The sequence below is a fragment of the Natronospirillum operosum genome, assembly GCF_004768465.1.
GTDB classification, from domain to species: Bacteria; Pseudomonadota; Gammaproteobacteria; order Pseudomonadales; family Natronospirillaceae; genus Natronospirillum; species Natronospirillum operosum.
The window spans coordinates 516,649-539,195 of sequence record NZ_SRMF01000002.1; the positions used below are offsets into that span (position 1 = coordinate 516,649).

The 22,547-nt window shown below is 61.7% G+C and carries 19 protein-coding genes; 2 read left to right on the top strand and 17 right to left on the bottom strand.

Annotated elements, in window-relative coordinates; genetic code table 11:
• The first annotated feature begins 2 nt into the window (after window positions 1–2).
• Window positions 3–3,140 (top strand): efflux RND transporter permease subunit, encoded by a 3,138-nt coding sequence (locus E4656_RS08760; RefSeq protein ID WP_135482813.1) that lies wholly within the window; start codon window positions 3–5, stop codon window positions 3,138–3,140.
• Between the two features lie 21 nt (window positions 3,141–3,161).
• On the opposite strand, the gene E4656_RS08765 is transcribed toward E4656_RS08760, so the two are convergent.
• The 13 genes from E4656_RS08765 to E4656_RS08825 form a co-directional block, all read right to left on the bottom strand.
• Complete coding sequence (locus tag E4656_RS08765) at window positions 3,162–4,799, bottom strand: thiamine pyrophosphate-binding protein (RefSeq protein WP_135482814.1); 1,638 nt, start codon at window positions 4,797–4,799, stop codon at window positions 3,162–3,164.
• 30 nt (window positions 4,800–4,829) lie between these two features.
• Window positions 4,830–6,299: an aldehyde dehydrogenase gene (locus tag E4656_RS08770; RefSeq protein WP_135482815.1), complete on the bottom strand. Its 1,470-nt coding sequence runs from the start codon at window positions 6,297–6,299 to the stop codon at window positions 4,830–4,832.
• Window positions 6,300–6,326: 27 nt separating this feature from the next.
• Complete coding sequence (locus tag E4656_RS08775) at window positions 6,327–7,157, bottom strand: aspartate dehydrogenase (RefSeq protein ID WP_135482816.1); 831 nt, start codon at window positions 7,155–7,157, stop codon at window positions 6,327–6,329.
• A gap of 2 nt (window positions 7,158–7,159) precedes the next feature.
• Window positions 7,160–7,957, bottom strand: coding sequence for an SDR family oxidoreductase (locus E4656_RS08780; RefSeq protein ID WP_240753946.1), 798 nt, complete (start codon window positions 7,955–7,957; stop codon window positions 7,160–7,162).
• A 5-nt stretch (window positions 7,958–7,962) separates the two neighbouring features.
• Window positions 7,963–8,799 carry an alpha/beta fold hydrolase gene (locus tag E4656_RS08785; protein ID WP_135482817.1) on the bottom strand — a complete coding sequence of 279 codons (837 nt, stop codon included), beginning with the start codon at window positions 8,797–8,799 and terminating at the stop codon, window positions 7,963–7,965.
• A gap of 26 nt (window positions 8,800–8,825) precedes the next feature.
• Window positions 8,826–9,347: a cupin domain-containing protein gene (locus tag E4656_RS08790; RefSeq protein ID WP_135482818.1), complete on the bottom strand. Its 522-nt coding sequence runs from the start codon at window positions 9,345–9,347 to the stop codon at window positions 8,826–8,828.
• Between the two features lie 62 nt (window positions 9,348–9,409).
• Window positions 9,410–10,333, bottom strand: a complete 924-nt coding sequence (locus E4656_RS08795) for a VOC family protein (RefSeq protein WP_135482819.1) — start codon at window positions 10,331–10,333, stop codon at window positions 9,410–9,412.
• Between the two features lie 44 nt (window positions 10,334–10,377).
• Complete coding sequence (locus E4656_RS08800) at window positions 10,378–11,184, bottom strand: IclR family transcriptional regulator (RefSeq protein ID WP_135482820.1); 807 nt, start codon at window positions 11,182–11,184, stop codon at window positions 10,378–10,380.
• Window positions 11,185–11,332: 148 nt separating this feature from the next.
• Window positions 11,333–12,649 carry a TRAP transporter large permease gene (locus E4656_RS08805; protein WP_135482821.1) on the bottom strand — a complete coding sequence of 439 codons (1,317 nt, stop codon included), beginning with the start codon at window positions 12,647–12,649 and terminating at the stop codon, window positions 11,333–11,335.
• A gap of 38 nt (window positions 12,650–12,687) precedes the next feature.
• On the bottom strand, window positions 12,688–13,218 hold the full coding sequence (locus E4656_RS08810) for a TRAP transporter small permease (protein WP_135482822.1): 531 nt from the start codon (window positions 13,216–13,218) through the stop codon (window positions 12,688–12,690).
• 29 nt (window positions 13,219–13,247) lie between these two features.
• Window positions 13,248–14,225, bottom strand: coding sequence for a TRAP transporter substrate-binding protein DctP (gene dctP, locus E4656_RS08815; protein WP_135482823.1), 978 nt, complete (start codon window positions 14,223–14,225; stop codon window positions 13,248–13,250).
• 37 nt (window positions 14,226–14,262) lie between these two features.
• The gene (locus tag E4656_RS08820) at window positions 14,263–15,393 is read right to left on the bottom strand and encodes an FAD-dependent monooxygenase (protein WP_135482824.1); all 1,131 of its coding nucleotides are present in this window, start codon (window positions 15,391–15,393) and stop codon (window positions 14,263–14,265) included.
• Window positions 15,394–15,679: 286 nt separating this feature from the next.
• Window positions 15,680–16,498, bottom strand: coding sequence for a TauD/TfdA dioxygenase family protein (locus E4656_RS08825; RefSeq protein WP_135482825.1), 819 nt, complete (start codon window positions 16,496–16,498; stop codon window positions 15,680–15,682).
• A gap of 99 nt (window positions 16,499–16,597) precedes the next feature.
• On the opposite strand from E4656_RS08825, the gene E4656_RS08830 reads away from it, so the two are divergent.
• Window positions 16,598–17,524, top strand: a complete 927-nt coding sequence (locus E4656_RS08830; protein WP_135482826.1) for a LysR family transcriptional regulator — start codon at window positions 16,598–16,600, stop codon at window positions 17,522–17,524.
• Here E4656_RS08830 and E4656_RS08835 read toward each other — a convergent pair.
• From E4656_RS08835 to E4656_RS08850, 4 genes are all read right to left on the bottom strand, one after another.
• The gene (locus E4656_RS08835) at window positions 17,460–19,388 is read right to left on the bottom strand and encodes a TRAP transporter permease (protein ID WP_135482827.1); all 1,929 of its coding nucleotides are present in this window, start codon (window positions 19,386–19,388) and stop codon (window positions 17,460–17,462) included. The two genes, E4656_RS08830 and E4656_RS08835, sit on opposite strands and share 65 nt — an antisense overlap.
• Window positions 19,389–19,465: 77 nt before the next feature.
• Window positions 19,466–20,410 (bottom strand): TAXI family TRAP transporter solute-binding subunit, encoded by a 945-nt coding sequence (locus E4656_RS08840; protein WP_167855990.1) that lies wholly within the window; start codon window positions 20,408–20,410, stop codon window positions 19,466–19,468.
• Window positions 20,411–20,746: 336 nt separating this feature from the next.
• The gene (locus E4656_RS08845; protein ID WP_135482829.1) at window positions 20,747–21,508 is read right to left on the bottom strand and encodes an SDR family oxidoreductase; all 762 of its coding nucleotides are present in this window, start codon (window positions 21,506–21,508) and stop codon (window positions 20,747–20,749) included.
• Window positions 21,505–22,539, bottom strand: coding sequence for an aromatic ring-hydroxylating oxygenase subunit alpha (locus E4656_RS08850; RefSeq protein WP_135482830.1), 1,035 nt, complete (start codon window positions 22,537–22,539; stop codon window positions 21,505–21,507). The genes E4656_RS08845 and E4656_RS08850 overlap by 4 nt, the downstream gene beginning before the upstream one ends.
• Window positions 22,540–22,547 lie beyond the last annotated feature (8 nt).

The window sequence follows — 22,547 nt, forward strand, 5'->3', positions numbered from 1 at the left end:
GCATGTCATCCACACCCCGTATCGCCCGCATGGGCGGCTTCACTGCTCTCTTTGTACGCCGCCCGGTACTGGCCCTGGTGGTCTCCGCACTCATCGTCGTGGCTGGCCTGGCCGGGCTGGCTGGTGTCGAGGTGCGCGAACTGCCGGAAGTCGACAACCCGGTGATCACCATCACCACCAGCTATACCGGCGCCGCGCCGGAAACCGTGGACCGGGAGATCACCAGCGTCCTCGAGGGGACCGTGGCGCGGGTGTCCGGCATCAACTCGATCTCCTCCAGTTCCAACTTCGGCCGCAGCCGCATCACCATGGAATTCTGCAGCGACACCAATCTGGATACGGCGGCCACCGACATCCGGGATGCTATCAGCCGCATTATCAACCGCCTGCCTGACGGCGCCGATGAACCCAGAATCGTCAAGGCGGATGCGGACGCGCAGCCCATCATCCGGCTGTCCGTAACTGCCGATCATCTGTCGGTTCAGCAACTGACCCAGATTCTGGAAGACGATGTGGTGGACCGGCTGGCGGCCGTACCCGGCGTGGCCGATGTACAGAACTTCGGTGCCCGCAACGAGATTTTCCGTGTCGATGTCGACCCGTCCCGCCTGGCCGCCTACGGCCTGACCATTGCGGATCTGCAGCAGGCGCTGAACAATGTGTCCTTTGACGCCCCGGCCGGCTCGCTGTCCAGTGCCGACCAGAGTCTGGTGGTGCGCACCACCTCCCAAGTCTCGACCCCGGAAGAGTTCGAAGCCCTGCAGTTGCGACCGCGCGTGCGGCTTGGCGATGTCGCCAACGTGACCCTGGGCGACAACCCCAGTGACAGTGTACTGCGCACCAACGGCCGCGTTGGCGTGGGGGTTGGCATTGTGCGCCAGGCCCAGTCCAACACGCTGGAGATTTCCAACGGCGTGCGCACTGCCGTGGACGATATCCAGGCCGTGTTGCCGGAGGGCGTGCGCATCCAGGTCACCAGTGATGATGCCACCTTCATTCGGGGCTCGATCGAAGAGGCTCTGAAAACCCTGTTGCTGGCTGTCAGCATCGTCACCCTGATGATATTCGTCTTCCTGCGCGACTGGCGGGCCACCCTGATCCCGGCCATTACCATACCGGTGGCGCTGGTCGGCACCATGGCCGCCATCTATCTGGCCGGATTCTCGGTCAATATTCTGACCCTGCTGGCACTCGTACTGGCCACCGGCATGGTGGTGGATGACACCATAGTGGTGCTGGAGAATATCGTGCGCAAGCGCAATCAGGGCATGGGCCCGCGCGCTGCCGCCGTGCTCGGTGTGCAACAGGTGTTCTTTGCCGTGGTGACCACCACGGCCACCCTGGCCGCCGTGTTCATACCGCTGTCCTTTCTGCCCGGTCAGGCCGGCGGCCTGTTCCGCGAGTTCGGTTTCACCCTGGCCCTGGCTGTGGTGCTGTCGTCCATCGTGGCCCTGACGCTCTGTCCCATGCTGTCCTCGCGGCTGCTGCGTGCTGCCCCGGCCAATGGCACGGATGAAAACGGGACGCCCGCGCCGCGTGGCCTGTTCGATCTGGTCGGCGACCTGCTGGCCGCCTTCTATCAGCGCCTGCTGCGCGCCTGCCTGGCGGCGCCCATGGTATCGGTAGCCGTGGCCCTGATGTTCGGTGCCTTCGCCGTCAGCCTGTTCGGGTCCATCGAGAACGAGCTGACCCCGGAAGAAGACCGCTCGGTGGCTCTGCTGTCGATATCGGCACCGCAGGGAGTGAGTCTGGACTACACCGACCGCCAGGTGCGGCAGATCGAGGCTCTGCTACAGCCGCTGCAGGACAACGGCGAGATCGCCAACACCTTCACCATTGCCGGTTTCGGCGCCTCACCCAACCGTGCCTTCATGGTCATGACGTTGCCGCCCAAATCCGAACGGGCACGCAGTCAGCAGGATATCGTCGGTGAAATCAACGGCCTGCTGAGTACCGTACCCGGCGTGCAGGCCTTTGCCATCCAGCCCAACAGCCTGGGCATTCGCGGGGGTGGCCAGGGCCTGCGCTTTGCGCTCACCGGCAGCAGCTATGAAGCGCTCAGCGAAGTGGCCGATGACCTGGTCGGCCAGATGCAGCAGGACCCGAGGTTCGGGCGCGTCAACCTGTCATTCGAAACCACCCAGCCCCAGCTTGGCATCAATATCGACCGTGCGCGCGCCAACGACCTGGGCATCCAGATCAACGGCCTGGCCGGCACCCTGCAGGCCATGCTGGAAGGCAACACGGTCGGCTCGGTGTTTATCGAGGACCGCAGCTTCGACATCCGTCTGCTGACCACGTCGCAGCCGGTACGCGACCCTTCCGACCTGCAGAACCTCTTCGTGCGCACCGATGACGGACGCATGGTGCCGATGTCGACCATAGTGGAGCTGGAAGAGCGTGCCGTTTCTCCCTCGCTCAACCGCGAGGGCCAGATGCGGGCCATTGCCATCACCGCCAGCCTGGCCGATGGCTTCGCTCTCGGCGAGGCACTCGCAGAAGCGCAGAGCCTGGCCAATCCGCTGCTGGCCGACAACATGCGCATCCTGCCGCTGGGAGAAGCGGCAGCACTGGATGAAACCGGGAACGCGCTGCTGATCACCTTCGGTTTTGCGATGCTGGTGGTATTTCTGGTCCTGGCCGCCCAGTTCGAGAGCTTTGTCAGCGCCTTCATCGTCATGTTCACGGTGCCCTTCGGGCTGGCCTGTGCGGTGTTTGCGCTGCTGCTGACCGGGGTGTCGCTGAATATCTACAGCCAGATCGGGCTGGTGCTGCTGGTGGGTATCATGGCCAAGAACGGCATCCTGATGGTGGAGTTTGCCAACCAACTGCGTGATCGCGGTCGGTCAGTGCGTGAAGCCATTGAAGAAGCCGCCATCATCCGGCTGCGCCCGGTCATGATGACCATGAGCTCCACCGTGCTGGGCGGTCTGCCGCTGATTCTGTCTACCGGGCCGGGGGCCGAGGCGCGCGAAGCGCTGGGCTGGGTGATCGTGATGGGGTTGGGGCTGGCGTCGGTGTTCACGCTGTTCCTGACGCCGGTGGCCTACCTGCTGATAGCTCGCTTTGCCACCACCTCCGGGGAAGAGCAGGCCCGCCTGGAAGCGGAGCTGGCGGAAGTATCCGACGCTCCGGCCTGACCAGGCGAACCGGCCGGGCCGTCAGTAGAGTTTCTTCTGCGGCGGTCCGGCAAACTTCAGTTCACCGACACTGTTCATGTCAACTTCCACCAGTGCCGGCCCCTGGGTCTGGTTGGCCGCCTGCAGTACGCTGTTGAACTGATCCGCGTTGGTCACCCGCCAGGCCGGCAGACCCATGGCCTGGGCCAGCAGCTGGAAATCCGGGTTGTGCAGATCGTTGAAGTACTGGCGGTTGTCGAAGTGCTGGCGCTGGATGCCCCGCATCACGCCATAGCCACCGTCATTCATGACCAGCAACGTCATGTTGAGCTGTTCCTGTACCAGGGTGGCGATTTCGCCAATACCCAGTGCCAGGCCGCCGTCACCGACCAGCGCCAGCACCCGCTTTTCAGGCTGAGCCACAGCACAGCCAATGCCCATGGCCAGACCCAGCCCGATGGCCCCGGCCAGTGAGTGAATATTGGTGCGGGGACGCTCTGTCGGCAACAGGCGACTGCCCCAGGTACTGCCCGAGACAGTAATATCGCGCACGAAGATGTCGTCATCGGCCAGACTGCCGCGTACCGCATCACTGAGCCGGGCATAGGCCCCCACCTGATCACGAAGGGCCTGCTCTGCGCCCTTCACTGCGGCCGCCATGGCGGCATCAAACTCGGCATCGGGCTGTCGGCGACCGGCCACACGACTGGCCAGTGCCACCAGCACCTCGGCACAGTCGCCGCACAGGAAATCGTCCACCACATAGTTGCGCTGTGCCGCTGCCGGGTCCGCATCTATCTGCACCAGCGGGCGCGGCAAAACCACCGAGTAGGTGCGGGTTTCATTGCTGCGCAGCTTGGAGCCGGCCACCACCATCAGATCACAGGTGCCAAAGAGCTGCTCCACGGATTCACTACTGTGGAAGGCACGCAGGCTGCGCGGGTGACTGTCGGGCAGTACCCCCCGCCCGTGCGTACTGGACACCACGGCAATGCCGGCATCGGCCAGCGCCCTGACGGACGCCCCCGCATGGCGGGCGCCGCCGCCGATCCAGAGCACTGGCCGCCGGGCGCTGAGCAGCCGTTCTGCCAATTGATCCAGTTGCTCCGCCGATGGCTGGGGCAACTGCAGCGGTGCAACCGTGGGCAGGGGTGTATAGTTCAGCGTCGCGGCCTGTATATCGATGGGAATTTCTATACTGACCGGCCCCGAAGGCGCGGTACGCGCCTCCTGAATGGCCCGGTGCAGCACGGGAATCATCTGCTCTGGCGTGGTCACCCGGTAGGCGGCCTTGCAGCAGGCGCGCAGTACATTCAACTGGTCCTTGGTTTCATGAATGAAGCCGGCCTCGCGATCCAGATAACCGGTTTCCACCTGGCCGGTCAGGTGCAGCATGGGCGTTCCGGCGTTGTAGGCTTCCATCAACGCGCCAATGGCGTTACCGGCACCGGCACCAGTGCTGGTCAGGGCGACGGCCAGGCTGCCGACCCGGGTGTGGGCATCGGCCATGGTCACGGCACCGGCCTCGCCGCGTGCCGGCACGAAGCGAATCCGCTGGCGCTGCCCGATGGCATCGGCGATGGGCAGGTTGTGAATGGAGATCACGCCATAGACAGCGTCCACACCATAGTCTTCCAGGGTCTGACTGATGGCCGTACCAACAGAGACTGCATTGTTCATAAATTCCTCCAGGGCAATGGATCGCTGGCCTCAGTCACTCCAGCCAATGGGTTCGGGACTCATCCCCAGGTAAAGGCTCTTCTGCTGCATGTATGCCAGCACTCCCTGGCGGCCTTTTTCGCGACCGATGCCGCTGTCCTTGTAACCGCCGAACGGCGTGGAGATGGAGAATTTCTTGTAGGTATTGATCCAGACCGTGCCGACAGCCAGTCGGCGCGCCAGACTGAACGCGCGCTGATAGTCGGCCGTCCAGATGCCGGCGGCCAGGCCATAGACATTGTCGTTGGCCAGGCGGACCAGTTCGTCTTCGTCACGGTAGGAGAACACCACCAGCACCGGGCCGAAGATCTCCTCCTGACAGGCGACGCTGTCATGAGGCAGGCTGTCGATGATGGTCGGCAGGTAATAGTTGCCGCTGGCCAGCGCCGGGTCGTCGGGAATGGCACCGCCGCACAGGATGCGGCCGCCATCGGCTCGTGCCTGGTCCACATAGGCGGCCACACTGTCCCGATGTTCGGGCGTGATCAGCGGGCTGATATGCGTGCCCTCGGTTTCCGGGTGACCGACACGAAGGTTGCGCGTCACCGCCAGCAGCCGAGCCATGAATTCGTCATAACGGCTTGCGTGGATGAACAGCCGCGAGCCAGCAATACAGGCCTGGCCGGAGGAACTGAATATGCCGAATACGACACCCTTGACGGCCTGTTCCAGATTCGCGTCCGGGCACACAATGGTGGGCGACTTGCCGCCCAGTTCCAGCGAGGTCGAGATCAGCTTGTCGGCCGCCACATGGGCCAGGTGCCGGCCGGTCCGGGTGCCGCCGGTAAAGGAGATCCGGCGCACCCTTGGGTGCCGGCAGATGGCCTCCCCGATCACGCTGCCCTTGCCCGGCAGTACGCTCAGCAGACCCTTCGGCAGACCGGCTTCCTCGAACAGCTCGCCCATTTTCAGGGCCAGCAGCGGTGTGGCCTCTGCCGGTTTCATGATGACGGCATTGCCGGCAGCCAGCGCCGGGGCCACCTTCTGCATTTCACTGGCAATGGGGGAATTCCACGGCGTGATGGCCGCAATGACGCCCAGCGGCTCATACTGACTGAAGGTCATGGTGTCGGGCAGACGCGGCGTGGTGATCTCGCTGTCCAGCGTCTCGCTGACCGCCGCAAAGTAGCGCGCGGTGCCGGCCGCGCTGGCGACCAGAGCCCGGGTTTCGGCCAGTGGCTTGCCGTTGTCGCGGGTCTGCAGCGCCGCCAGTTCCTCCTGCCGGGCCATGATCAGATCGCTGACCCGGTACAGCACGGCGGCCCTTTCATGGGGCAGCCGGTCGCGCCAGCCGGGTGCCTGCCAGGCGGCGTCGGCAGCGGCGATGGCGGCTTCCACATCCTCCAGGCCCGCTGCCCTGAGTTCGGCATTGACCGAGCCGTCGGCCGGGAATACGGACTGCATGGGGTTGCCGCTGCCCAGCTTCCATTCGCCGCCCACCAGTATGGGTTGCTGTTTCATACGATACTCTCCTGCGGCGTCCGCAGCTCAGATCACGATCGGTGCCAGCGCCTGTCGACAGGCTCTGACCACGGACAGTGCCGCCAGCGTGGATGTTTTCGGGTTGTTTTCCAGCGGGCGGCCGTTCAATTCGATATGGAATTCGCCAAAGCGCCCGCGGGCATGAATGCGATGGGTGTTGGTGGCGGTGTGCGGGTCCACTGTCAGCTTGACGGTGGTGGCCTCAAGCCCCACCCCGGCCAGGCCGACCGTCGCCGCCACATTGGCATTGGCCGGAAACAGACGCGCAGCTTCGGCCGCGGTGCCTTCGAAGAACACGGTTGCGGAGCTGACTGTATCCAGATTGATCAGATTCTCGGCATGGCTGCCTTTCCAACTGCGCGGGGCCTTGCGTGACTCGTAGGTAACCTCGTCCAGCCCGCCTTCGCGGGCTGCCGCCAGGCCATCGATGCCGGCAATGGCGCCCGACAGCAATATCAGTCGGCCACCGCCCTTGCGGGCCGCTTCTTCAAGACGCTTGTGCAGGGCTTCGTCAGCCAGCGCACCGACCGAGACCACGGCCAGATCCAGACCCCGTTCGAGGACGGCGACGCCGTGCTCGCGCACCCCGGCCTGACCGGCGCACTCCAGTACCAGATCCGGACGGCCGGCACACTGGTCGACCCGGCTTACGGTGTTGATGTCGCGCAAGTGCTGACGTTCACTCAGATCACTGTGAGCCGGCAATACCACCCAGTCCAGAGACAGGCCGGCCGGCAGCAGACGGTGAACTTCGCGCCCCATGGCGCCATAGCCGATCATCATGATGCTGCGGCTGGCGGCGCCGGACTGGGGGTTCTGATTGCGTTGAGCTGTCATGATTACAGATGCCTGTTGAAACCGCCCGATACGTCAAGCGCCGCACCGGTTGTGAATGAAGCCATGGGCGAAGCCAGAAAGACCAGAGCCCGCGCGGGCTCTTCCGGTCGGCCCAGGCGGCCCATGGGTATACCGCGTTTGCGGGCAATGCCGCCGATCCAGTCTTCCCAGGTCTGCTCGGGGTCGGCACGCTGCTCGTAGCGGCGCCGCCACTGACCGGACTCCACCATGCCCAGCAGGATGGAGTTGACGCGAATGCCATCCGTGATCAGTTCATGCGCCAGGTTGTGGGTCATGTTGAGCAGGGCGGCACGTGCCGCCGAGGTGGCGATCATGTGGGGCTCGGGCTGCAGGGCCAGCAATGAATTGACGCAGGTCAGAGAACCGATATCCGACGCGGCCAGCTGCGCGCGAAAGGCCTGCAGCGGGTTGAGCACGCCATGCAGTTTCAGCTGTGTCTCGGACAGCCAGGCGTCAGCCGGTGTCTCGTCCAGCGTTGCCACATAGCCCTGGCCGGCATTGGCGATCAGCATGTCCACTGCACCCATGGTCTGCACCACATCCGTCGCAAAGCGGTGACAGGAAGCCGGGTCCAGCACATCACAGGGAGCGCTCATCAGTTGCGCCTGCGGGAAGTCCGCGCGCAGTGACCGGGCCGCCTGTTCCAGGCGCTCGGCGTTGCGTCCACAGAAGGCCACCCGTGCACCGGCGGCCAGCAACAGGCGGACGGTCTCCAGACCGATCCCCGAAGAGCCTCCGGTGACCACCGCCACCCGCTCGCGGATCAGAAAATCCATCATTTCATTTATCCTCCCAGCGCCATGGTTTCGGTGCGCGCCACCTGGCCGCTCAGTTCACGCACGGCGGCGGCAAATCCGCTCGGGTTGTCGATGTAGCTGGCATGGCCCGCCGCCTCGATACTCCGATAGGGCAGCCCCAGTCGCGCGGCCAGGGCCTGGGCGCCCGCCGGCGGCGTAATGGCATCTTCGGCGCCGCACAGGACCACGCCCGGCAACCCGGCGGGCAGCGGCAGGTAGTCCGCCAGCGCATCATGCGCCAGCATCCAGTTGGCGCGCCGAAAGCCTTCCACATTCAGCTTGCCCATTTCGGCCCGGACCCGCTCTAAATTGGCTGCCTCGGTCCCCGCTCGCAGCAGTCGCGGTGCCCGCCCCTCGGCGTAGGCCACCGTGCCCTGGCGCTCCAGTTCCGGCCAGCGGCTCTGGTAGACCCGTACCTGCTCCTCGGTGCCGGCATGACGGTACCCCTCGGCCGGGTCGGCCAGGATCAGACCCTGTACCCGCTGCGGATAACGCGCCACATAGGCCGTCGCCATCATGGCGCCCAGCGAATGCCCCAGCAGAATGCAGTGCTCAATGTTCATCGCTGCGAGCCAGCATTCCAGCCGCTCGGCGTAGTCGGCAGCGGTCGGTTCACTCGCTGCCAGTATGCGGCTGATGCCGTAGCCCGGTGCATCCCAGGCCAGCAGTCGATGGTCACCCAGATGGCGCACCAATGGCTGCCAGGACCCGCTGCCGGAACTGATGCCATGCAGCATGACCACAGTCGGCGCTGCGGCCTGTTGCGCCGGCCATTCACAGTAGGCCTGGGTACCGGAGGCAAGAGACAGGGCAATCATTTTCATGGCATCACCACCTGGCCGACTGGCCTCTAGTTGCGCTTGATCTTCGACAGCGGATGATCATCCGGATAGGTCGGAATCTGCGGTTTGGGTGTGCCCAGCATGACGCACATCAGACTCTCTTCCTCGGTACCGTTGAACAGCCCGCGATAGATACCAGGCGGAATGGAGATCACATCACGCTCCTGCAGCACGGTTTCCATGTAGTGGTCGCCATCCTGCAGAAACAGCGTGATTTCACCCTTGAGCACAAAGAACACCTCTTCCACATCGTCATGCACGTGCAGGGGGCCTTCACACTTGGCCGGCAGCACCATGGTGGAGAAGGTGAAATGTTCTGCCGGAATGGTGTTGGCATCGTCCTTCACGCCGGTGGCGCCGGTGCCGATGTAGCGCATCTGGGCGCGCCGGTACTTGGGGTCGTAATCAGCCTGGAACTTGAGGGCATCCCAGTCGTACTTGCGGCCCTTGAAGCGGGCAATGCGGGATTCCATCCAGTCCTCGAAGCTCTTCTCTGCAGGTTTCTTCCAGGTGTCCAGTTGTGCGGTCATGATCGTTCACCTCTCTTTGGTGTGCAGTGATTCAATGGAGTCCGGTCGGGACTGTCTTGTGCTCAGTCCTTCTTCTGGCGCCGGGTCTTGTCATCGATACCGCCTTCTATGGCCCACTCGGTGAAGGACGTGAGCGAGTGCTCCATCTCCCGGGCCTGCCAGTTTTCCGTCAGGTAGTCTTCATTGGTGTAGTATTCAAAGGCGCCGCCGAGCGGGCTGTTGACGTACCAGAAATAGGCCGACGACACCGGGTGTCGCCCCGGGCCGATAAAGGTTGTCCACTCCTTGCCAGTCATGTGAATGCCACCGCCGATGACCTCGTGGATATCGCGCACGGTAAAGGCCACATGATTCAGGCCGCGCGGCTTGTTCGGGATCTTCAGCAGAAACAGGTTGTGGTGTCCGCCCCGGGCCTGCATGCGCATGAACACGCCCCGATCGGTATAGCGGTCGGAGGCATGGAAGCCCATGACATCACGGTAGAACGCCTCGGTTTCTGCCAGATCCTCGACAAAGAACACGGCATGGCCGATACCGACCGGCTCGGCCCGCTCATAGACCGGGCTGGGCTCGTCCACACGGCGCATATCACCATGTTGATTGATCGGAGGCACGCGCAGCTCCACGGGCTGCAGTGCGGTGCGCATCACGCGGACCGTCATGCCATTGGGGTCACGGCACTGCACGACCTCGGCCGAGGCTTCGAAACCCGGCTGCTCGGCCATGCGCTGACGCAGGGTCTCAAGCGCGGTTGCATCCGCCACGCCCCAGGTCATCCGGCGCAGGGTAGACCCTTCTTCAAAGGGTGTCGGGAGAGTCGGGTCCTGCAGCGGGCGCGCTTCAATCCGGGCGCCATTCTGGGCCCGAAAGACGGCGTGCTCTGCTGTTTCGACCTCAGGCCTCAGGCCAAAGTCGCGCAGAAAACGCTGGCAGACCTTCATGTCGGCCACGCCGAACTCGAATGCTTCTATACCTACAATGCTCATTTCACTGCTCTCCCGAACCTGCAATACGGTTGCACGTTCTGTTGTCAGGTCGCCTGTCGCGCTGCGCGGCCGCCGCGATAGCCCAGCATGCCGGAGATGCTGGCTGCCGCTTCCTCGACATGCGCTCTCAGTGGTTCACGATCTTCTGCCGGAATCTCATGCACCGGCACCAGAATACTGACCACGCCCTCGATATCGCCCTGGCCGTTGAATACCGGGTACACCACGGAGGAAATACCGAACTGGAAGAAGGATTCACCGATCACGTAGCCTCGACGACCATCTTCCTGCACCAGTTCCCACAGGGCTTCCCGATTGGCCGGTGCGCCGGGCTTGGTATCCGGCAGCTCGCCATCGGGATACACCGCTTCGAATTCGGACCGACTCAGCCCGGACAGCAGCATGCGGCCCAGCGACGTGCGGTGCGCCGGCAGACGGGTACCCACACTCACCTGGTTGATGGTGGCATTGGCCGCACTGACCCGGGCCACGTAGATCACGTCCTGCCCATCACGGATGGCGATATGGCTGGAGCACTGGGTCTTGTCGCGCAGCGACTCGATCACCGGCTGCCCGGCCTGGACCAGGTCCAGCGACGCGACATATTCGAAGCCGAGGCGCAGTACATTCACACCCAGTGAATACAGCCCTGTGGTCGGATGCCGGCGAACGAACCCCATGTACTCCAGGGTCTGCACCGCCCGATAGGCGGTGGCCTTGGGAAAATCCATCCGTTCGGCGAGTTCGGCAAAACTCATTTCACGATGACTGCGGGCCAGTTCCATCAGGATGATCAGCCCCCGCTCAAGACCGGGAATCAGGTATCTGCGGGCATCTTTTTCTTGGCTCATACTCTTTTCACTCTTGTCAGGTCATGCTGGGCTATTGTGCCATCGTGTTTCCGTACTGCCTGAATCGAACAAATTTAATATTTGAAACATCAGTTATTATATAAACTATACTACGCCTGTACTGCTCAGCTGTCAATCCGGACCCCGCTCAGCGGAACATCATTTCGACCGGCCAGGTCACGATCTGCGGGAACGTGAAGACCAGAATCAACGCCATGAAGTCACAGATCAGGAAGGGTATGGCGGCTCTGTAGATGTCCATCATGGTGGTGCCCTTGGGCGCCACACCCTTCATCACGAACAATGCAGCCCCTACTGGTGGTGAGGTGGCACCGGTCTCGATCGCAATCAGGAACAGCACTGCAAACCAGATGGGATCAAAGCCAAGCTGGGTGACCACTGGTATATAGATGGGCAGTGTAATCAGCATGATTGGCAGCGGCCCCATGAACATGCCCAGCAGCACCACAGACAGGATCATCATAAGGACGATCATCCGCGGGCTGATGTCCAGACTCATCACCGCATTCATCAGACCGAAGGTCACGCCGGTAAAGGCCAGCAACTGGCTGAAACCGATGGCGGTGCCTACTATCAGCAGAATCATTACCGAGAGATTGGAGCTCTCGAACATGGAGGCACCGAACTTGCGGACAGTCAGCCGCCGCTTGAACAGCGCCAGCAGTACCGTGGCCACGGCCCCGGAGGCCGCTGCCTCGGTCGGCGTGGCCCAGCCCAGAAAGATCACCCCGACCACGGAGAAGACGACAACCCCGATGGGCACTATGTTGGCCGCACCGGACTTCAGCTTCTCGGGCCAGGGGGTGTAGGGTATGTCGAAAGTCGGCGCCACCGAAGGCTGCACCGTACAGCGAATCCATATATAGGCCGCATAGAGCACCGCCATGATCAGGCCGGGCAGAATGATGGCAATCAGGATGCGACTGATGGACAGTTCACCCACGACCCCCAGCAGCACGGCCAGGGCACTGGGCGGTATCATGATGGCCAGCCCGGAGGAGCCGATAATGGGCCCCAGTGACATGGGCTTCTTGTAGCCTCTTTTTTCCATCTCCGGGGTCAGACTTGAACCCAGCAGGGCAATCGAACCCATGCTGTTGCCGGTCAGGGTGGAAAACAGCACCCCGCCGCCCACAGCCATGAAGGCCAGTCGACCCCGCAGCTTGCCGAACCATTTGTCCAGCGTATCCATCAGGTCATTGGCAATGCCCGATCGGAACATGACCTCGCCCATGATCATGAACATGGCTATGGGTACCAGCGTGAAACTGGTCAGGGCTCCGGTGGAGTTGACTACCAGCTGGCGCACCCCGGGAATACCACCCATGAATATGTAGGCCCCGACCACATTGACGGCCAGAAAACTGAAGGCCACCGGCACACCGATGATCATCAGGAACATCAGGGCGCCCAGGATCAGCGACAGCGTCATCCACCATTCCATATCAGCGTACCTCCGGGGCAGGACAGTTGACCTTGCGTTCACTCGGCATCGGAGGTCCCCCTCAGGCTGTGCACTGCATGCGCCACAAACTGGATCGTCAGCAACAGCATGCTCAGCGGCACCACGGCGGTGAAGATATAGCGCTGCGGGCGCAGCACGGACGTCACCCGGATGCCATGCTGATACTGGTCGATAGTGACCTGCAATGCATACCAGGCGAAGTACAGGCAGATGACCGCACCAAACAGATTGGTCAGTGCGGTCAGTATCTTCTGTGGTGTGGCGGGCAAGGCACCGGCCAGCAGATCAATGGCCACATGCCGGTTCTTTTCCAGCAGGAAGGGCGCCCCCAGGAAGGTCATGTACAGCAGTGAGTACCCGCTGACCTCCACCGTCCACATCAGTGATCGGTTGAACAGCAGGCGGGAGATGATCTCGGAAAAGACCATCAGGGTGGCGGCAACCAGTATGGCTGCAGCCAGGGCGGCCAGGGCCAGATTCACCGCACTGACCCCCCGCATGATGGCAGCCATCCAGTCGTTCAACCGCGACATCTTTATCGAGGACATAATGCTCTACTCCCGCCTGACAGGCTGGTTCAATCCACCAGCATGTCCATCAGTTCGTTGGCCAGATCCTCGCCCAGATCCTCACGCATCAGATCCCAGGCGGTTTCCAGCGACTGGTTGAGATAGTCTTCCGCGTCATCGCCTTCCAGGCGCAACTCGACATAGCCGGCCTCTTCGATCTCCTGCTCACCCAGCGCCAGGTACTGATCCCAGCTCTCGGCTTCCAGTTGATAGGCCAGATCGTCGCGCAGATAGGTTTGGAGCCGCTCGCGCAGATCTTCCGACATCCGGTTCCAGGCATCCTGATTGACCAGCACATTGAAGCCGGCACGGTAGAACTGAGGCGATACATAATGGGACACGACGTCGCCATACTGCGGCGCCCAGCCCTGATTGCCCTGCACAAAGCCGTCGATCACACCACGCTCCATGGCGGTGAAAATTTCTCCGATCGGCATGATGGTGGTATTGGCACCCATGGCCTCCAGGAACGGCTGCGCAGTCGGGAAGACCCGAATCCGCTTGCCGCGGATGTCGTCCAGAGAAGTGATTTCGTCACCCAGCCAGATATTGAAGCCGATTTCCGAGGCCGGAATTTCACCCCAGAACTTCAGCCCGCGGTCAGCATGCAACTCGTCCAGCCGCTCGTAATACCCGGTGCCGCGAATCTCCTCATAGGTCTTCATGGACAGGTTGTTGGTGGTGGAAGCCGGCACAGTACCCGAATAGTAGCTCGGGCTGATCAGCGCCACATCGATGGCGCCATTGCGCACGGCGTCAGCGAGATCGAATGGATTGATCACTTCCGGGCCACCGATCCAGTTCAACTGCACCTCGCCCGCAAACTCGTCATTGATGCCGTCAATAAAGGCCTGAAAGCCGGTCGCCAGCGGAATGGCCTGCGGGATGAAAGACACCACACGCAGCTGTTGTTGGGCCTGGGCCGAAACGGCCAGGGTCGCAGTGGCCAGACCTGCGGCAAGAGCAGTCAGTATCCTGTTTTTCATGGTACACCTCTGTTTTTTTCTATGGTCAGTCTAGAGATCAGTCCAGCGCGACATTCCAGGCATCATAGCCATACACCCAGTCCGCATTGCCAGCCTGTTTGAGCCAGTCATTGGCTCGGGAACCGCGTTGTACATTGGCGGTACGTTCCAGCCGTGCGCGCTCGAAACGCTGCAGTGCCGGTGCCAGATCCGTTGTCGAAACACTCTCCAGGCAGCGCGCCAGCACCACGGCATCCTCAATGGCCATACAAGCCCCCTGCGCCATGAAGGGCACCATGGGGTGCGCCGCATCACCCAGCACCACGGCCGCGCCACGGTGCCACGCGGACATGGGCTCACGAACATAGAGCGCCGATTTGGTCACCGACTCGACTGCGCCCAGCAGCGCCTGCACTTCAGGATGAAAGTCCTGGTAAACCGCACGCAACTCTTCCACATCACCCGGCATGGTCCAGGACTCCTCGGTCCAGCCCTGTTGTGGTGTGGTGGCAAAGATGAACACCTCTTCACCGCGAGTCAGCGGAAAGACCACGACCTGAATGTCCGGTGAGGGCCCCCACCACTTGGTGAAGGCATCGAGATTGGGTACATCAATGGCGCTGCGGGGCACCACGGCCCGGTAGGACACCAGACCGGTAAATTCGGGCTGATCGGCGCCAAACAGGCTGCGGCGAACGGCGGAATGGATGCCGTCACCACCGACCAGCAGGTCTGCCGTGGTGGTACGGTCACGTTCGAAACGGATCAGCGGTGGTGTGGACTGGCTGTCTACCGACTCCACACCGTGATCCAGATGGATAACATCAGAAGGCAGCTGCTGTTCCAGCGCCTGCAGCAGGTCGCCACGGTGGATGGTAAGCTGCGGTGCACCATAACGCTCTTCAGCGTCATTGCCCATGGCCAGCTTGGAAGTGACTTCGCCGGTATCCCAGGTGCGACTGAGGCGATGCGTCGGCCGAGCGGCCGTCTCGCGAATGATGCCACCGACACCCAACCCGTCCAGGCACTTCACCGCATTGGGCGTAAGATTGACATCCGCGCCGATGCGACGGAATGCCTTTGCCTGCTCATAAACCCTGACCTGATGCCCGACCTGTCCGCAGGCAATGGCCGCACAAAGGCCGCCAATGCCGCCGCCACAGATAGCCAGTTCCAACCCTGTCTTCATAAGGCCCTCTCGCCGTCGATCACCGATTTCAACCGGCTTGTTTCCTGCTCCATGTTTTATTATATGAAACAAGTTTTTATATATGATCAACGATAGAACAGGACCCGCCGGATGTCAATCCGGCCCGAACCAGGGCAGAACTGCAGCCAGATGGCGAGAAAGGCAAGACAATCAATGAGTTATGAACAGAACCGGGAAATGCGCTCTGTTTCAGAGTGTCAGAAAGTGTAAATGCATGTACTGGTTACCCTGCCGGCACTCGGAGTGCCGGCAGAGATTGCAGGCATCAGGCAGCCGCCGCCAGGGGCCGAGTCGTACCCTCTATCTGCACCCGGTAACCAGACCGCACGTGCGGCCAGTAGTCCCATACCGCCTTGTGGTGGGTACAGCGGTTGTCCCACAGGGCCACCGAATGCGGCGTCCAGTTGAAGCGGCAGCTCCACTCCGGCTTGGCGCAGTGTTCATAGAGAAACTCCAGAACACGCCTGGACTCATGCCGGGGCACTTCATTGATGTGCGACGTGAAGTCCGTATTGACGAACAGCAGCTTGCGCCCGGTTTCGGGGTGCTTGACGACTACCGGGTGCGCGGACACCGGTGTGCCCTGCCCGAATACACGCGTGCCGTCATGGGTCGCAGTCAGTCCGTCCAGATACTGTTTCATGGGCTCCGACAGCGCTTCATAGGCGGCGTACATGCTCGCAAACATCGTGCTGCCGCCGTTGTGCGGCGGTACCGTGTGGTTGTACAGCATGCTGCCCAGAGGCGGCACTTCGGCACAGGATTGGTCACTGTGAAAGTTCTCACCGGAGATCATGGTGCTGGTTTCGTCGTAGTGAAACTTGCGTACCAGCGGGTTGTCCGTGGTCTTGCTGATGGTCTTGGCCCCCACATGCTTGCCCAGCGGACCAAACTGACGCGCAAAGCGGATCTGATCGTCGAAACTGATCTGCTGGTCGCGGAAAAAGATGACACCACAGTCCAGAAATGCTTTCCTGATTTCCGCAAACACCTCGTCACTGATTTCAGAGGTGAGGTCCACGCCCTCGATCTCCGCGCCCACATGCGGGCTCAGACGAGTTACTTTTATATGTTGGTACGGCATGCTGAATCCTCATTGCAACTAATACAGTATCAACTATACAGAGCCGGAAAAGCGCTGGTAAAATACGAAATATATATCTGCTGATACCGATTCGATAACATGGACATAAGACACCTGCGCCATTTCGTGGCGGTCGCGGAAGAGCTCCATTTCGGACGTGCAGCGCGCCGCCTGAACATGGAGCAGGCGCCGCTGAGCCAGTCCATCAAGCGTTTCGAAGAATATCTCGGAGGCGCACTTTTCGACCGTGCCGCACGCAGTGGCACCCAACTGACCCCACTGGGGCAGCAACTGCTGCCGGATGCCCGACGGCTGGTCAGCGAGTTCGAGCTGACCATGCAGAATGCCCAGCTTGCAGCCACCGGAGAGCAGCGGCCGGTGAAGGTCGGGTTTGTCACTGCCGGCATTTTGCAACTGGTGCCTCAGGCCATTCGGCGCCTGCATCAGGTTGCACCGGACATTCAGGTCAAACTGCGTGAAGCAGGCACTGCGGACCTGCTGGACATGCTGCGGGACGACGAACTGGATGTCTGCATCACCTTGCCCAGCGAGCACTGCCCGCCCGGCATACAGATGATGGAAATCAGAAGAGACAGGACAATGCTGGCGATATGCAGACATCATGCACTCGCCGAACAGAAAATAATAACTGTCGATGATATTCGAAAAGAGCCACTTATATTTTTCCCGCGCGCAGTAAATCCCTATTTATATAAGCGCTTGCATGATTATTTTAATGCCCATGATTATACCCCGAGTATCGAACAGGAAGCGAAACTGACGCCAACCATGCTGGCCCTGGTCTCCGCCGGGCTGGGGGTCTGCTTCGTGCAGCAGAGCGCCGCCCTGTTGCCGTTCCCGGATGTGACGCTGCGCGAGATCGACGATCTCAGCGACGCGGTGCCCTGGAGCCTGATGCTGGCCTGGAAGCCCAGGCTCGCCAATGACGGGGTCATGCGCTTTATCGACTGCCTGAAAGCTGCGGCACAGGACGCAGATAACGCAACGCCAGCAGCAGCACCATGATGGTCAGCAACAGCCACTGGTACACACCCGCTCCGACGCCGGTGAACCCCATCAGCACGATCGCCGCGCCCAGCAGACACAGCACCAGCCGATACAGCGGCGGCAACATGCCACGCCAGTAGCCGATGCTGCCGGCGGCGATACCCGCAAAGCTTACCACCACCAGCACAAACATCAGCAACCCTTCACCCCAGCCTCTGGTCAGCAACAGAGCCGGGTTCACGATCATCATGAAAGGCAGTACAAACAGGGGCCACCCGAGAGCGACACATTCCACCGCCGTGCGCATGGGCCGGGCGTCGCCGATGCTGGCAGCAGAGAAGGCGGCGATGGCCACCGGCGGGGTAATCATCGACAGCACGCCAAAGTAGAAGATGAAGAAGTGGGCCGCCAGCGGCTCGATGCCGACCTGCACCAGCGCCGGCGCCATCAGCACTGCCAGCAGCACATAGACACCGGTAGTGGGCATGCCCATGCCCAGTATGATGGAGGCCACAGCCGTGTAGACCACCAGCAGGGTCACCATGTCGAAGGACAGATACAGCAGGAACCGGGACAGGGACTGAGTCAGCCCGGAATAGTTCAGCACCCCGATGATCACGCCGGCCGCAGCCGATATGATGATAACGTCGGTGGCGATCACACCGGTGGAACGAAAGTTGTCCAGCACCTCGCGCAGCCGCACCTTGTGGCCCATGTAGCCCAGGGTCAGGCCGCAGACGGCATAGAAGGCAGCAGCACTGAAGGCGGCCATTTCCGGACTCCAGCGAAACCCGATCAGCAGCACGAACAACAGTATCAGCCCGAAGAAGGTGTACCAGCCACTGCGAAAGTACTCCCAGGCGGTGCGGTCCAGCGGCTCAATGGCGCCGGTACCATCCCGGCAGGCCAGCAGGTGGATATTCAGAAACAGAATGACGAAGAACAGCGTGGCCGGGATCAGCGCTGCCATGACCACGGTAGCGAACGGAATCTGCAGAAACTCTGCCATCAGGAACGCTGCGGCGCCCATCACCGGCGGTATCAACTGGCCGCCCGTCGAAGCCACCGCCTCGGTGGCTGCGGCGCGTTCCGGTTTCACACCGGCCCGCTTCATCATCGGAATGGTGATCACACCACTGGTGGCCACATTGGCCACCGCACTGCCGGACACCGAGCCCAGCAGCGCCGATGACACCACCGACACCTTGGCCGGCCCACCGGGCGAACGCCGGAAAACGGCCAGGCAGATGTCGGTAAAGAACTGTCCGCCGCCCGAACGACTCAGCAGCCCGCCCATGAACAGGAAGGGCAGCACCACCACAACGGCCACAGCCACCGGCATACCCAGCAGGGCCGACGGGTCGGTGGTGATATAGGTCACCAGGTAATCCCAGTTCACGGAGGGCGCCGCAAACCGGGACGGCAGATGACTGCCCCAGAGCCCATAAGCCACTATGGTGACAATGATGACCAGCAGCGGCAGACCGGCAATACGACGCACTGCCTCCAGCATGGCCAGCAGCAACAGGGAGCCGCCGATAACGACCTCCGGCGGCCGAAAGGCGATGGCCATGGAGTATTGCTCGAAATTCCAGGCGAAATAACCCGCTACCAGCAGGCACCCCCATGCGGCCACAAGGTCCAGTACGCGGCGCAACCAGAACTGCCAGGGCGCCAACTGCGCCGATACCGGCCATTTGTGGTAGGCCACAAACAGCGCACAGCCCACAGCCAGCGCGAAGAACTGCTCTTCGTAATAGCTGATGCCAAAATAGGAACCCAGATTGAAAGCCAGAAAACAGGTGATCAGAGTCAGGGCAGCAGCACAGGCCACAAAAACCCATTGATTGATCAACACCAGGCCACGTACAACCATCGACATCAGGATCACTCTCCCATCGGCTTTCTGTTCTGCGGAATAAAGGGCCCGGGGGCATTTGCCCTGCGGGCCCGGGCAGGTCAGTCGAAGTAGTTCAGAGCTGCATCATGGTAGGGAATGTTGGGTACGCCACGCATGCGTTCACGGTCAATGCCGCGGAAGTTGGCGACCGCATTGCCCAGTTCCTCACTGCCTTCTTCCATGGCCTGCAGGACCGACTCGATCGCTGCGGGATCGAAATCGCGGTGCGCGACCAGAACCACAGCATAGGTCAGCAAATTGGTATCTGCAGCAATACCGGCCGGCAGGCTCTCTCTGTCCATCGGCGCCGGATAACCCTGCGGCATGATTTGCTGCGTGGCTTCAACGGCAGCGTCATCGTCATACAGCGACAGGAAACGAACGCCGCCCATGGAGGCTTCCAGCTCTTCCACACTGCCGGAGCCTGCAGACAGGAAGGCCACATCCACCCGGCCGGAAGACAGCAGTTCGCCGCCGCGCGGTGTATTCGGCACCGATACAGTGGTTATGTCCGAGTCGGACAGCCCCGCATTGGCGACTATGGCCTGACGCATCAGTTCGATAATCGGCGCTGAAGAGTAGCCTGCGGCCACTCGCTTGCCGGCGATATCAGACAATTCCTGAATGTCCGAATCATCATCCACCAGAAAGCCGACCTGGCTTTCAAACAGCCCCGCGACCACGCGCAGGTTCGGGTGCTCCGAGTTGAACGGCACCTCGCCGTCCAGTGCGCGCGATACCTCGAACACATTGACCACGGCAAAGTCGAGTTCGCCCTGATTGACCAGAGCCATCAGCGGCCCCGAGCCGGCATAAGGCTGCACCCGGGCATTGATGCCCTGATTTTCGAGTGTTTCGGACAAGCCGACACCGGTGGAGTAGAACAGCGTACCCGGCTGGTTGGTTCCGATTGTGACTGTCTGGCTGGCAGCCGGGGCAGACGCGAGCAGCCCGGTTATCAGCAGGGACAGCGGGAGTAGCAGTCTCGATTTGATCGTCAGCATAAACATCACCTGTTATGTGTTTCAGTTCCGTTTCAGGCCAGGCAGGCCATCGCGCTGCGGGGGCTTCTGTCTTCGCCTGTCCCCTCGGCACTCATTGTAACCTCCCTCCTCTTGGGCGGTCGCACGGGTCCGGGCAGGGCTCCATTATTTTTAGGACGGGTCGGCGTCTATGGTGATCCTTTACACTGCAGAATAGAGTCTATTCTGGCTGCAACCCATTTTATATATGAAACATCATTTTTTATCTGATAATATGACGTTAGCGCGGGGGTTGATCGATGTCAAACTCTTTTCAGTGTCCTGATACGCCCGGAAGCCCCCGAAGCGCACCCACACTCAGTTGAAGACAAAGCCGCCGTTGACCGGGATGACCTGACCGCTGACAAAGTCGGACCAGCCTGACAACAGGTAGAGCACAGTGCCGTCGACATCATCAGCCTGCTGCTCGCCGGCCAGCGAGCGGCCGGCGGCATAGTAGTCCCAGCGTTCCTGCGGCACGTATTCGGTGGCCTCGACCCGGGTCAGCCCAGGCGCCACCACATTGACACAGATATTGTCGCTACCCAGCTCGCGCGCCATGGCGCGGCTCATGGAGATCACTGCCCCCTTGCTGGCCACATAGGCCATCAGGCGCGGCGCGCCCCAGAGGGCCGTGTCCGAGGCCATGTTCACCACCTTGCCGCGTCTGTCACCGCCTTTCAGCAGCGGCACTGCGGCTCGTGTCATCAGCCAGACACCGCGCACATTGACCTGCATGACCCGGTCCCACAGGTCCTGGTCGTATTCATGCATCGTCTTGCCGCCGACATTGGTGGCCAGGGCAGCATTGTTGACCAGACCATCCAGTGGGCCGTCGGCAGCGACCCGGGCCATGCCTTGCTCGATGCTGTCCGGGTCGGCCTGATCAATGTACAGATCTTCCACCGCATGACCCTCGCCGCGCAAGGCTGCGGCGGTGGTTGCCAGTTCGTCCTGCAGAATGTCGCTCAGCACCAGTTGCGCCCCGGCGGCGGCGGCGGCAGAGGCGATCTGGCGCCCCAGACCGCGCGCGGCGCCGGTGATCATGATGCGGCGACCGGCAAGCATACCGTCACTCATGACGCCGCCTCGGTATGCCGCTTCAACTGCTGTTTGGCTTCCTTCTGCAGTACCCGGCGCAGGCGCGACAGACCGACATCATGCTGATACAGGTTTTCATGCATGCGGGCCTCGGGAGCCAGGCTTTCGAGAATGACTCGGTCCTGTTCCAGCACATCCCAGTGCAGGCCTTCCAGCTTGGTGCGATAGAAGAACTTCCACACATCGCGCTGCCAGCCGCTGACCTTGCGTACGCGCCAGAAGAAGACGCGGCAGTTGTCCGCATCTTCCGGTACTACCATGCCGACAATCCAGAACGGACCACCGGGGCCGAACTCCTTCTTGTAGGGGATCGACAGGCGCAGCCAGAGGGCGCCGGTGTTGCCGTACTCCACCCAGTCGAAATTGACGCCGAGCTGGCCGGTTTTCTTGAAGATGAAGCCGGCGTCCGTGGGCACCAGTTCCATTTCGGCCTTGCGGTCACCTTCGGCCATGGAATGCGAGTCCGCATGGAGGTAGGTGCCGTGCATGGGGTCCATGACGTTGTCGATGGCATACTGATAGTTGCACTTCCAGGTGGCCGTGCACAACATGTGGCCGTAGGTTTCGGTGTCGTCCAGTTGCTCCGGCAGGGCCAGTTCGGTCGGCTCTTCATTCGGCGTGGTGCCGAACCAGACAAAGACCGCGCCGTGCGCCTCCTGCACGTGGTAGCGGCGCACACAGTTCTGCCCCACCAGCGGGCTGTTGCTGATGGCCGGCACATCACAGATGGTGCCTTCGCCATTCACCTCCACCCCGTGATACCAGCAGGCCAGCCGGTCACCCAGATTCCAGCCTCGTGACAGGCGGGCACCCCGGTGCGGACAGCGGTCCTCGATGGCATTGATGTTGCCGTCGAAATCACGCCACAGCACGATATTCTCGCCCAGGCGGGTAATGCCGAGCGGGTTGCTGCCCACTTCCCAACTGGCCACAACCGGATACCAGAGTGACCGCAGGCCCTGATCCAGGTACTGCTGTACAGCGTCGTTCTGTTCTGTTGTCTTGCTCATGTCTGCCT

Excerpts from the sequence above, each read along its gene's own strand:
- E4656_RS08840 (WP_167855990.1), bottom strand. The coding sequence starts at position 20,410 with ATGCTGACGATCAAATCGAGACTGCTACTCCCGCTGTCCCTGCTGATA.
- E4656_RS08765 (WP_135482814.1), bottom strand. The coding sequence starts at position 4,799 with ATGAACAATGCAGTCTCTGTTGGTACGGCCATCAGTCAGACCCTGGAA.
- E4656_RS08790 (WP_135482818.1), bottom strand. The coding sequence starts at position 9,347 with ATGACCGCACAACTGGACACCTGGAAGAAACCTGCAGAGAAGAGCTTC.
- E4656_RS08845 (WP_135482829.1), bottom strand. The coding sequence starts at position 21,508 with ATGAGTGACGGTATGCTTGCCGGTCGCCGCATCATGATCACCGGCGCC.
- E4656_RS08760 (WP_135482813.1), top strand. The coding sequence starts at position 3 with ATGTCATCCACACCCCGTATCGCCCGCATGGGCGGCTTCACTGCTCTC.
- dctP (WP_135482823.1), bottom strand. The coding sequence starts at position 14,225 with ATGAAAAACAGGATACTGACTGCTCTTGCCGCAGGTCTGGCCACTGCG.
- E4656_RS08805 (WP_135482821.1), bottom strand. The coding sequence starts at position 12,649 with ATGGAATGGTGGATGACGCTGTCGCTGATCCTGGGCGCCCTGATGTTC.
- E4656_RS08800 (WP_135482820.1), bottom strand. The coding sequence starts at position 11,184 with ATGAGCCAAGAAAAAGATGCCCGCAGATACCTGATTCCCGGTCTTGAG.
- E4656_RS08770 (WP_135482815.1), bottom strand. The coding sequence starts at position 6,299 with ATGAAACAGCAACCCATACTGGTGGGCGGCGAATGGAAGCTGGGCAGC.
- E4656_RS08825 (WP_135482825.1), bottom strand. The coding sequence starts at position 16,498 with ATGCCGTACCAACATATAAAAGTAACTCGTCTGAGCCCGCATGTGGGC.
- E4656_RS08850 (WP_135482830.1), bottom strand. The coding sequence starts at position 22,539 with ATGAGCAAGACAACAGAACAGAACGACGCTGTACAGCAGTACCTGGAT.
- E4656_RS08795 (WP_135482819.1), bottom strand. The coding sequence starts at position 10,333 with ATGAGCATTGTAGGTATAGAAGCATTCGAGTTCGGCGTGGCCGACATG.
- E4656_RS08785 (WP_135482817.1), bottom strand. The coding sequence starts at position 8,799 with ATGAAAATGATTGCCCTGTCTCTTGCCTCCGGTACCCAGGCCTACTGT.
- E4656_RS08830 (WP_135482826.1), top strand. The coding sequence starts at position 16,598 with ATGGACATAAGACACCTGCGCCATTTCGTGGCGGTCGCGGAAGAGCTC.
- E4656_RS08835 (WP_135482827.1), bottom strand. The coding sequence starts at position 19,388 with ATGTCGATGGTTGTACGTGGCCTGGTGTTGATCAATCAATGGGTTTTT.
- E4656_RS08780 (WP_240753946.1), bottom strand. The coding sequence starts at position 7,957 with ATGATGGATTTTCTGATCCGCGAGCGGGTGGCGGTGGTCACCGGAGGC.
- E4656_RS08820 (WP_135482824.1), bottom strand. The coding sequence starts at position 15,393 with ATGAAGACAGGGTTGGAACTGGCTATCTGTGGCGGCGGCATTGGCGGC.
- E4656_RS08775 (WP_135482816.1), bottom strand. The coding sequence starts at position 7,157 with ATGACAGCTCAACGCAATCAGAACCCCCAGTCCGGCGCCGCCAGCCGC.
- E4656_RS08810 (WP_135482822.1), bottom strand. The coding sequence starts at position 13,218 with ATGTCCTCGATAAAGATGTCGCGGTTGAACGACTGGATGGCTGCCATC.